The sequence below is a fragment of the Pseudomonas sp. m6p genome, assembly GCF_055760375.1.
Genome location: NZ_CM147084.1, coordinates 1,871,942 through 1,884,475 on the forward strand (window position 1 = coordinate 1,871,942; position 12,534 = coordinate 1,884,475).

Here is a 12,534-nt window from a genome sequence, read left to right on the forward strand (position 1 = left end):
TCTCGTAGTGATGCTCGCTCGCCCATCCCGTCGTCGTACCCACGTTCAGTCCTTCCAGCGTGATGCCGTGGAGCCGGCGCTGTGGCTGCTCAAGCCATTGGCGCACGCGGTGGCGTTGTGTCTGGTGGCGGGCAGTGCGCAGGCGCAGACGGCGTTCAGTTCGAGCTGGTTTGCCGCCAAGGGTGCGGCGCAACAGGCTGCGGCGGCGCGTCCGAGCGTGGGTGGCTTGCCGGGGATGACACCGCCATTGGCCCAACAGCAAAAAGCCAATGCGCAGTTGCAGCGTTCGATCCAGACCCTGAACAACACGGTTGCCGCGATTGCTGCGCAACAGGCGGCACAGGCGGCCGGACGCACGGCGGCGTTGGGCACGGTACAGTTTGTACCGGACGGTCTGGGCGAGGGCGGTTTGAAAGTCGATAACAGCCTCACCCAGGGTTGGCAGAACGCCAAGGGCCCGCAACAGACCCGGGCCGACGGCAAGACCACGGTGAAGATCGAGCAGACCGCCGACAAGGCGATCCTCAACTGGGAAACCTTCAACGTCGGCCGCAACACCACTGTTGAATTCGCCCAGCAGTCGAACTGGGCGGTGCTCAACCGCGTCAATGACCCGAATGCCCGAGCCAGCCAGATTCAAGGCCAGATCAAGGGCGACGGCACGGTGATGCTGATCAACCGTAACGGCATCGTCTTCAGCGGCAGCAGTCAGGTCAACGTGCGCAACCTGGTGGCGGCAGCGGCGAATATCACCGATATCCAGTTCCGCGATCGGGGTCTGTATTTCGACAGCAGCGCCACCCAACCGACCTTCACCGATGCGGCCGGCAAAGTGTTGGTGGAACGTGGTGCCTCCATCGACACCCACACGCCGGCATCGTCTACTGCTGCCGGGGGTTATGCCTTGCTGCTCGGCAGCGAAGTACAGAACGACGGCAGCATCAGCACCGCCAAGGGCCAGACCGTGCTGGCCGCCGGTGACCGTTTCTACATTCGCAAGGGCTCGGGCACCGAGGGTAATGCGCTGTCGACCACCTTCGGCAGCGAAGTCATTCCCGGCTTCAAGGCCGGTGCCGTTGCGGGCAAAGTCACCAACAACGGACTGATCCAGTCGTCTACCGGCGACATCACTCTGACGGGTCACGAGGTCGTGCAAAACGGCGTATTGCTCGCCAGCACGTCAGTGGCGACGCGGGGCACGATTCACCTCACCAACCCGATCACCGATACCAACGGCAGCGTGACGCTGGGGCAGGGCAGTGCGACGGCGATCATGCTCGACAGCAGCGACATGACCGCCCTCGACAGCCAGCATCAGGCCGCGCTGACGGGCGTCACGGCCAATAACCGGATCCGTAGCGACCAGTCACGCGTCGAGATTCAGAGCGGCGGCACTGTCGAGTTCCAGAGCGGTTCGATCACCTTGGCCACCGGCGGCCAGGTCGCGGTCAACGCACAACGGCGCAGCCTGGTGCGCGACGGTGCAATGATCGATGTGTCCGGTGCCCTCGGCGTCAAAGTGGCGATGGAAAACAACAGCATCAAGATCAACGTGCAGGGCAACGAGCAGCGCGATGCCTCGGTCAACCGCGAGAAAGGCGCGCTCAACAGCAATGACATCTGGGTCGATGTGCGCGATCTGGTGTATGTGCCGGCGGGCACCAACGGCTACGCCACGGATCGCTGGTACACCGCCGGTGGCCTGTTGGAAGTCGGTGGTTATCTCGGCACTCAGGGCCACAGCGTCGGCGAATGGATGGCTCAGGGCGGCACGGTGAGTTTTGCCGGCAACGACGTGGTGACTGAAAAGGGTTCGCTGATCAACCTGTCCGGCGGCACCCTGGATGTGCAGAGCGGCGAGATCCGCCAGAGCTGGTTGCGTGGCGCCGACGGCAAGTTGTATGAAGTGTCGCGCGCGCCGGGGGACTTGCTCTACACCGGCCTGTACAAAGGTTATGAAGACAGCAGCCAACGCTGGGGCCAGACCAGTTATTACTACAGCCCGCTGATTGCCCCGCGCTCGCGTTTCGAGTCGGGCTACACCGTCGGTCGTGACGCCGGACAACTGGTGATCGCCACGGCCAACGCCGTGCTCGACGGGCAAATGATCGGCGAGGTGTATCAGGGCGAACGGCAGAACCAGGCGCCGAAACCGTTGCTCGACGGCTATCAGCAGAGTCAGACCGCACTGGCGCGGCGGGCGCAGTTGATCGTTGGCAGTTATGACCCGACCTTCGTCGCAGCGTCGAATGGCCTGCTCTACACCCTCAATCCATTGCTCGATCAGGTGCAGATCGGTGGCGCCCGCCCGGTTGCCGGCAGTGATCTGAACCTGAGCGCCGTAGTGTCCGAGTCGCGCAAGGGCAAGTTGTATCTGGATAACGATCAACTCAATGGTTTCCGGCTCGGTGCGCTCAAGGTCGCGGCCAGCGATCAGATTGTTGTTGACGGTGCGCTGACGGTCGATAGAGGTGGCGACATCACCCTGTACTCCCCGGACGTGCAGATCGGCGCCGACCTGACCGCGCGTGGCGGTAGCCTGCGTCTGGGCAATGTGCTCAATCAGTTTCTCAGTAGCGATACCGCTGACACTCGGCTCACGGCGAAGGTCGGCAAGGCGACGCAAGTCACTGTGGCCGACGGTGTGCAACTCGATACCCGTGGTGTATGGAGCAACCTGCGCAGCAACCCGAATGACGGTGCGAGCCTGGCGTCTCTCAATGGTGGCCTGGTATCGATCCGCAGCAGCGGCGATATCGACCTTGGCGCAGGCAGCCTGCTCGATGCGTCCTCCGGTGGCGCTGTGCTGGCCAACGGCAAGACCCGGGGTGGCAAGGGCGGGGACCTGACCCTGGAATCCAGTGCGATTTCGGCGCCCGGTGACACCCACCTGAACCTTGCGGGCGATCTGCGTGGCTACGGTGTCACGGGCGGCGGCACGCTGACAATGCAGGCCAACAGGATTCTCATCGGTCAGACCGACAAGGCGCTGGCCGACAATACCCTGCAGCTGTCTGCCGATCTGTTGCGCAAGGGCTTTTCCGCCTACAACCTGATTGGCCTGAATGGGCTGGACGTTGCTGAAGGTACGGCGATCGATGTGCACATGCCGGTGTACCGTTTCGCTGATGCCGCGCCGAATCAGGTCAGTGGTGTCGATCCGCAAACGGCGCTGGAGCTGTGGACGCCGACGCTGTTCCAGGAAAACCCGACCAAGGGCCTGTTGACCCAACGCGCCGGCGCCAGCCTGACGTTGCAGGGCGGGGCCAGCCTGATCGGTTTGATCGATGCCGCCAACAGCTCGTTGACCCTGGGCCGCGGTTCGCGGATCAGTGTCGATCCGGGGCAGAGCATCAAACTGCGCGGTGCCGGGCAGATCACCGTGGAAGGTGAACTGAATGCCTGGGGTGGTGCGATTGATATCCGTCAGCAACAGTTTGGTTCGAACAAACCGGCGACCGCCATTGTCGTGGCCGATCCGAGCGCACATGACCGCTCCATCTGGATCGGTGAACAGGCTGTGCTGGATGTCTCCGGACGCACCACTACGGCAGTCGATGCGCTGGGCCGCACTTACGGTCAGGTCGGCAAGGGCGGCAGCATCATCATCGGCGGTGAAATCGATGCGAAACTGGCTACAGCCACGGCCGCCGATGCTTATGTGATCGTCCGTGAAGGCGCCCGGCTGGAGGCTTCCGGCAGCGAGACCGTTCTGGATATCGCCGGCCAGGGGCCGACCCGCGTCGCAACCGACGGCGGGCGGATCAGCCTGAGCTCCTACAACGGCCTGTTCGTTGAGGGCAACCTGCGTGCAGTGGCGGGCGGTGTCGGGGCTGCCGGCGGTCGTCTGGACGTTGCGCTTGAAACACCGCTGTACGTTGACTCGGCAAGCAATGCCGTGCGGGCGCCGCGAGAGATGATCATTGGCCAGGCGCCGACGGACAAACCGCTCGCGCCGGATCTGCGTCCGGGCGAGGGCGCCGCTGACCTGCGCTACGGTCAGACGCGCTTGAGCGCAGACAGCCTGATGGCGGGCGGCTTCGATAACCTGAGCCTGTTGAGCAACGGTTTGCTGTCGTTTGACGGCGACGTCAATCTGCACATGAACCAGAGCCTGACGCTGTACGCCGGAGCGCTGTCGCTGGCCGAAACTTCCGCAAATACGACTCGCGTCGATTTGAGCGCGCCGTACCTGCGTCTGTCCGGCGTCGGCACTTATCACGCCGGCTTCGGCCTGATACGGCCGCGATTGACCAATAATCCGACGACACAGCTGTCGGACGCGACCTTCAGCGCGTCAGCGGACTTGCTGGACGTGAGCAATGGCCTGTCGTTCGGTACACAGGGTTCGATCCTGCAACTTGGCGCGCCCGCGGTTGCGTATGGCCGACGGGCATTTGGTCAGGTGAGCCTCGACAGTCGTGGCGATCTGCGTTTCCTCGCGCCCAATGACGGTGCCGAAAAAACCCGGCTGTGGACGCCGGGTGACTTGAACCTCGGTGCTACACAAATCTATCCCGCCAGTGACGTCCAGGCTGAAGTGCGCGTTGGCTATCAGGGTGCCGTTGCGGTGTCCGACCATACGCTGCGGATCAGCAGCCACGGTGCGGCACCCGCTGAGGTGCCGTACTCGGTCTTCGGCAATCTGAGTTTTTCCGCGGCGTACATCGAGCAGGGCGGGGTGGTGCGGGCCCCGCTGGGCAAGATTGTTCTGGGTGACGATCTGCAGACCACCAGTCATGAGGTTCGACTGCTGTCGGGTAGCACCACGTCGGTCAGCGGCGCCGGTCTGGTCATGCCATACGGTGGCACTACGGACGGCATCGACTATCTCTACAACGGTAAATCGGTGGTGTTGAACGGCATCACGGGCGATAAAAACGGCGTGGCCATCGGTGGGCAATACATCAAGGTGCAGAACGGTGCGCTGATCGATCTGTCCGGCGGTGGCGATCTTCGCGGCGCCGGCTTCATTTCCGGACGCGGCGGTTCTACCGATGCGCGCTTCAATCCGCTGGTGCGCAATGCTACCGATGGCACCTTCAGTCTGCCGGGGCTGGCGAGTAATCCGGTCTATGCCATCGTGCCGGGTAATCAGAGCCGTTACGCGCCGGTCCTGGCCGAAGCCGGAGCGGTCGATCCGCGCATCGGCCAGCAGGTCACGATTGGCGCCGGCGTGCCGGGGCTGGCGGCGGGGACATACACGCTGCTGCCGTCCACCTTTGCCTTGTTGCCGGGCGCATTCCGGGTCGAGGTCAACGGTCAGGCGACGCCAGCTGCGACGACGGCAGCGTTGCAGCTACGCAACGGTTCGTGGACCAGCAGCGGGCAGATGTCGATTGCCAATACCGGACTGCGCGACAGTCTGGCCAGTCAGGTGATCCTGACGTCGGCTGACGTGCTGCGCCGTTACTCGCAGTACAACGAAACGTCGTTCACCCAGTTCATCCGCAGCGATGCCGCCCGGCGCGGCGTGCCCCGTGCGTTGGCGCCAATGGACGGCAAGGTGCTCGATCTGCGCCTGAGTACGGGTGGCAAGCAAGAGACTGCGTTGCAGTTTGATGGGCGAGCGCTGTTTGATGCCGCCGAAGGCGGGCTGATCGGCACGGCGGCGCTACGCGGCGGTTACGCCGGCGCCGAGTTCGAGGTGCTCGGTGCGGGGCATGCGCCGACGCCGGGTTTCAGTGGCGTGTCGGTGTACGCCGACACGCTGAACAACTTCAATGCCGGACGTCTGACGCTCGGTGCGCTGCCGGAGGTGATTTACAACACGACCGGCAACATCATCAATTTCGTGGGGACCTCCAGCAACATCACGCTGCGCGAAGGGGCCATCCTGTCAGCGCCGGAAGTCGTGCTGCGCACCACCTCGACCACCGGTGGCATCACGGTCGAAGCGGGTGCCGGGATCAACACCCTGGGGCGTGGCAATGTGGCCTTCGATTCGACGTCCGGCTACCTCTACCAGCCTGAAGCCTCGAGCCTGTTGGTGGTATCGAACGGCTGGTCCCATGTGCTGGCGCCGGCAGCGGCCAGCGGCATCAGCGGCGCGGGCAGCATCCGGATTGGCGTGTGTGCCTCGTCACCCTGCAACGATCCGGCGCTGCTCTATTCGAACGGCAGTATTACGGCGGCGACGGACAATCAGTTCGAACTGGGTGAAGCGGTACGTTTCGGCACGCGCCGACTGGCACTGGCAGTGGGCTCGGTCAACGCCGGCAGCGCCGATGCGCTGGCGGCGGCCGGCGGTCGCGTACCGGCCGGTCTGACCCTTAACCAGAACGTGCTCGACCGCCTGCTGCGCGGCGACACCCAATATGGCGCGCCAGCGCTGGAAACCCTGAGCCTGACCACCCGCGATGCCTTCAATTTCTTCGGCAGCGTGAGCCTCGACACAATCGATCCGCAGACCGGCCAAAGCAAACTGCAGAACCTGGTGCTGGTTACCCCGGCGATCTACGGTCTGGGCGATGCCAACGATGTGGCGAGCATCCGCACCGCCAACCTGATCTGGAACGGTGCGACGCAAAGCCCCGGCAGCGTCATCACCGGTGGCGCCGGTACGGGCAGCGGCACACTGGACATTCAGGCCCAGCGGATCGAGCTGGGTTACGGCCCGATGCCTCAGGCCAGCGGACTGGATCAGAACAATCGTCTGGCGCTGGGTTTTGCCAACGTCAACCTCAGCGCCAGCGAGCGCATCACCGCCAATCACAAGGGCAGCCTGGCGGTTTATCAGGAGCAGGGCGCTTACGATCCGCTCAAGGGTTACAGCTACAGCGGCGGCAATCTGAACCTGCGCACACCGTTGCTCACCGGTGAAGCGGCATCGGTCAGCCTGCTCAAGGCCGGCAACAGCCTGACCCTCAGCGGCGCCGGGGCTGCCGGGGTGGCGAATGCTTTGGGGGCGGAGTTGAACCTTGAAGCCCGCGATGTCGTGCTGGACAGCCGTATCGCCTTGGCCAGCGGCAAGCTGACCGTCAAGTCCGAGGGCGATTTGACGCTGGGCAATGGTGCGGTGCTGGACTTGGCCGGACGTACCTTGCCGTTCAACGATGTCAGCAAATACAGCTGGGGCGGCGACGTATCGCTGTACAGCGCCAACGGCAATATCCGTCAGGCCGCGGGCTCGCGGATCGACCTGTCGGCGAAGAATAATCAGGCCGGTAATCTCAGCGTCGTAGCCTTGGCCGACGCGGCCGGGGTGGTCGATCTGCAAGGCGAGATTGTCGGCGGCAGCAGCGGTTACTACGACGCCGGCGGCACGTTGGTGCCGTACAAGGCCGGTGGCGTGGACATTCGCGCGCAGCGCCTGGGTGGTGACGCCACCGAGCAGTTCGCCGCACTCAATCAGCGCTTGAATGCCGGGCAGGTTTACGGCAGCCGCAGCCTGCAGCTCAAACAAGGCAACCTGGTGATCGGCGATGGCCTCAAAGCGAGCGAGGTCAATGTCTCGCTGGACAATGGCAGCCTGACGGTGGCCGGTCTGATCGATGCCAGCGGCGAGCGTGTCGGCAGCATTCACCTGTCGGCGAAAAATGGCCTGACCCTGGCTGGCAGCAGCGTGCTCGATGCCCATGGTCGCGTGCTGCGGGTCGACAGCTACGGCAAAATCATTGATGCGCCGAACCGTGCCACGGTCGAACTGAATTCCGGCGATGGTTTGCTTACGTTGGGCAGCGGCGCGCGTATCGACCTGCGCCACGGCACTGATGCCGTGCCCGGTTTCCTCGCCGGGCAACACGATGGAGTGCTGCGCGGTACGCTGGAGCTGAACGCGCCGCGTCTGGGCAGCAATGACATCGCCATCGACGCCAGCGGTGTGTTGACCATTCAGGGCGCTCGCTCCATCGGCCTCAACGGTATGCGTCGCTACACCGATGCCCGCGATGGCGTCGATCCAGCGGTCAGTGGCCGACCGTATCAGGTGATTGATCAGGCCATGCTCGAGCGCATTCACGGCGACAGCAATGATTTTATAAACGCCGCACTGGGCAATAACGATCTGCTGCAACGCAAACTCGCCGGGTTGAACAACGCCACGTATGCCGATGCGTTCCATTTGCGGCCCGGTGTGGAGATCGCCAGCAAGACGGCTGACGGTGATCTGGTGGTGGAGGGCGATCTGGATTTGTCCGGTTATCGCTACGCCAGTCTCAATCCGCACACGCAGCTGAACCCCGCCGTATATGGTTCCGGGGAAGCGGGCAGCCTGGTGATTCGTGCCGGTGGCAGCCTCGATATTTACGGCAGCATCAATGACGGCTTCGCGCCGCCACCGGAAACCCAGGATGACGCCGGGTGGAAACTGATTGCCGGTGTGCAGCCGTTCGGTGGCGATCTGATCGTGCCGGGCAGTGGGGTGACGCTGGCCGAGGGCACGCAGTTTCCGCTGGGGGCGACACTCAATTACGACGTGACGATTCAACCAGCGGTTCTGGCCAGTGGCACGTTGCTGCCGACTCAAGCTGTGCTGAACGAGGCGTATACCTTCAGCGCCGGCACCGTGCTGGCGGGGGCGATTCACGACAGCAACGGTCATCTGCTGTACGCCGCCGGTACGCTGCTCAGCGACAGCGTGACGTTGCCTGCCGACACACGCCTGGGCGCCGGCATCCGTTTGAACAAGACCACCGCCCTGCAAGCGATGAACTGGCCCAAGGGTGTGCCGTTGCCAAGCGCTTACGATGCAGACCTGACGACGTTCTCCGGGGTGAAATTAAAGGGCGAACTGGCCTTGTTGCGCGGTTCGCTGATTCCGTCGATGACCGATGTGAAGCTCGCCGAGGGCACTTCGCTGATCGAGTTGCGGCCGTTCAACGGCACACAACAAGGCAAGAACTGGGCGCTGGCCAGCATGCTGCCGTCGGGCAGTGCTTCCTGGTCGATGCGCGTGGTGGCGGGTGCAGATCTTGCTGCGGCCGACAGCCGTGCGGTCAAACCGCTGACCCCTGAAGGCAATCTGCGGCTGGCGGACAGTCATTACGGCGTCAACATCACCACGGCGGCGGGCAAGCTGGTCTGGGCTCCGGATAATCCCTTCTTTACTCCCTACGAGCCGGTCCCTGATGACATGCTCGAGTACTGCCAGCAAATTGCCGATTTGTGCGTACCCATGGCCCGGTGGGTCTGGGCGCCAGGTAGCGGAATGGGGCCGGACTACGAACCGGTTCCCGAGGAGGCTCAATTCATTTGTGATCTGCAGCCGGAACTGTGCATCGGCAACAATCCCGGGAAAACGGCCAAGGCCCATATGCAGATGTTCAGTGTTCTGCGCACCGGCACGGGTGATCTCGACCTGATCGCCGCAGGCAATCTGAGCATGGATTCGCCGTTCGGCGTGTACACCGCCGGCACCCAGTCAGCGAATATCGATCCGCTCTATAACCAGCCGCGCGGGCATCTTTCGGATAACAATTCGGTGTTGGGCACGGCCGGTGCCGCTTATGAAAAATGGGTCGACGGTGGCAGCGACAGCCTCTACCAGGCCTGGTATCCGCAATTGGGTGGCAATCTGCACATCAATGCCGGTGGCTCGGTTTCCGGTGATTCCGTCGGCACAAAAGCACAATCGGTGAATGGCGGTTTCCGCGAACAGATCGCCAGTGTGGCAATGGGTAACTGGCTGTGGCGCCAAGGCACGGGCAACCCGGATGTGCCCACAGCGTGGTGGATCAACTTTGGCAGTTATGCCACGCAGTTGATGAAGTCTGACGGCAATACCGAACCTTACTTGGTCGGCTTCACCGGATTCGGCACCCTGGGCGGCGGCAACATCAGCCTGCGTGCCGGTGGCGACGCCGGGATGCTCAGACCGTTGGGCGATGCGGTCAATTATCCGCGCAGCCAAGGGCTGATCGTTGCCGTGGGCAGCACCGGGCGTGTCGCCGACGATGGCAGCGTGCAGATGACCGGCGGTGGCGATATGGACATTCACCTCGGCGGCGCATTCAACCCATCGCTGCAAGCGCGGGCCGGGGATAACGGGACTCAGCCGCCGAGGCACGACCTGCAAGGCGCACTGATCAACTTGCGCGGTGCGGCGCAATTGACGGGTGGGGCGCTGGGCGGCATCAATCTGCAATACGGTGCCAGCTCGCAGTTGCATGATGTCCGTGAAACCCGACCGCTGGATCCGTTCACCTCGACGACCAGCAACGCTTCTGGTGGCCTGGTGCTGATACCCGGAGACTCCGGCATGAGTCTCAGCACCCGTGGTGATCTGGTATTGGGCGGGGCGGCCGATCCCGGTCGTGTGAGCCAATTCAACGCCACGCCACTGCTCGATAGCGACGCTAATATCCTTACCGGCGGCATCCTGAGCGGCTTCTCACTGTGGACCGATCACACCGCCATCGATCTGTTTTCCGCCGGCGGCAATCTCACGCCCAGCACTCAGTTGGCGCAGGTCGATGGGAGTCTGTCTCCTGTGAGCGGCGCCAATACCTCGCCCACCGATGGTCGTTTTGTCTACCCGGCGATTCTTCGGGCCGTTGCCGCTCAAGGTTCGATTTATGCGGGGCCATCAGCGGCTTACGGGGTCGGCAATGCTGCGCCGAAAACCGCGTATTCCCTGCTTTTGGCGCCTTCTCCATCCGGGCAACTCGAACTGTTGGCGGGCGATTCCATCTATGCCGGCGGCTACGCAATCAATCAGTCCGGTGCCAGCCCGCTGGCCATCGCCACCCCGTTCAGGCCGTCATTCCTCGCCTTTTCCAGCAATAACCCCAACAAGCCTCTCAACAGCAACTACGGCAGTGACGGTGTTAAACCGGATGGTAATTCGCGTTATCCATTGTTCGCTTTTGGGCCCGACAGCTATTCCGGTTTGAGTGATGTGCAGGGGCCCGCACGGTTCTATGCCCTGACCGGCGATCTGGTCGGGATACGCAGTGGTGAGACGTTGAGTTTCGATACCTCGAAACGCACTTGGTACGAAGCAGCAGGCCCTGTCTGGATGATTGCCGGACGTGACATCGTGGCATCCGGAACCCACCTGGGCCAACCGACAGCCGTGCAGCCCGATGAGATGGGCGTGGGTCGGGAAGGCATTACCTCGACCGGCAACCTGTTCGTTCATAACAATCCGCGAGATATATCGCGGGTGTCGGCGGGTCGCGACATTCTCTACAGCAGCTTCGATATCGCCGGCCCTGGCACGCTGGATATCAATGCCGGGCGCAACATCCTGATGGAAAATCGCGCCAGCATTACCAGTCTCGGCGCGATAGTGGCCGGGAATACGCAGCCCGGTGCCAGCGTGGTATTGCAGGCGGGCACGGGCGCGCAGGGGCCGGATTACACAAGGTTCATCGCGCGTTACCTGAATCCGCAGAACCTCGCCAATCCGGATGCCGCTCTCAACAGCCAGCCGGGCAAAGTGGTCAAGACCTACCTCGACGAGTTGCAGAGCTGGCTGACCCTCGGCTACGGCTTCAGCGGCAACGCAGAGCAGGCACAGGCGTTCTACGCCGCGCTGCCGAGTGCCGAGCAGGCGATCTTCGCTCGCCAGGTGTACTTCGCCGAACTGCGCGCCGGCGGCCTGGAATACAACGACGCCGACGGCCCGCGCAAGGGCAGTTATCTGCGCGGTCGCAACGCCATCGCCGCACTGTTCCCGAGCACCGATGTGGCGGGCAATCCGCTGCGTTACGACGGCGACATCACGCTGTACGGCGGCGCCGGGGTCAAGACCCTGTTCGGCGGCGACATCCAGATGCTCACGCCGGGCGGCGGTCAGGTGTTCGGCATCGAAGGCGCGGCACCACCGTCCACCGCCGGGATCATCACCCAGGGCTCGGGCAACATTCAGCTCTACTCGCAGGGCAGCATTCTGCTGGGGCAGAGCCGGATCATGACCACCTTCGGTGGTTCGATTCTCGGTTGGTCGGCCGAGGGCGACATCAACGCCGGTCGCGGTTCGAAAACCACCGTGGTCTACACCCCGCCAAAACGCGTCTATGACACTTGGGGCAACGTGACCCTGTCACCATCGGTGCCGAGCACCGGTGCTGGTATCGCCACACTCAACCCGATTGCCGAAGTCGCACCCGGCGACATCGACCTGATCGCGCCGCTGGGCACCATTGATGCGGGCGAGGCGGGGATTCGTGTCTCGGGCAACGTCAACATCGCCGCGCTGACCGTGGTCAACGCCGCCAACATCGCGGTGCAGGGCAAGACCAGTGGCGTACCGGTGGTGGCTTCGGTGAATACCGGCGCGATCACCTCGGCCAGTTCCGCGGCCTCGTCGGCTACCCAGGCTGCGGAGGACGTGGCGCGCCAGCAGCAGGCGGCAGCACGGCAGAATCAGGCGTCGGTGTTCACCGTGCAGGTGCTGAGTTTCGGCAACGAACAACTGGCGCCAAACCGCGATGGCGCCAGTCGTGCGCCGGCCAGCGGATATAACCCGAACAGCCCGGTGCAGGTGCTGGGCGCCGGGGTGCTGGATGAACAGGCCAGGCAGCAGTTGACCGAGGAGGAGCGTGGGCAACTGACGTTGTAAAAGGCTCTCGTGTAGTACTTTGGGCGACC

1 protein-coding gene is annotated in these 12,534 nt (G+C 63.3%); it reads left to right on the plus strand.

What is annotated here, in order from left to right; translation table 11 throughout:
- Nucleotides 1-10: 10 nt before the first annotated feature.
- Nucleotides 11-12,505, plus strand: coding sequence for a filamentous haemagglutinin family protein (locus tag ACYZUM_RS08540; protein ID WP_108182509.1), 12,495 nt, complete (start codon nucleotides 11-13; stop codon nucleotides 12,503-12,505).
- The last annotated feature ends 29 nt before the right edge of the window (nucleotides 12,506-12,534 follow it).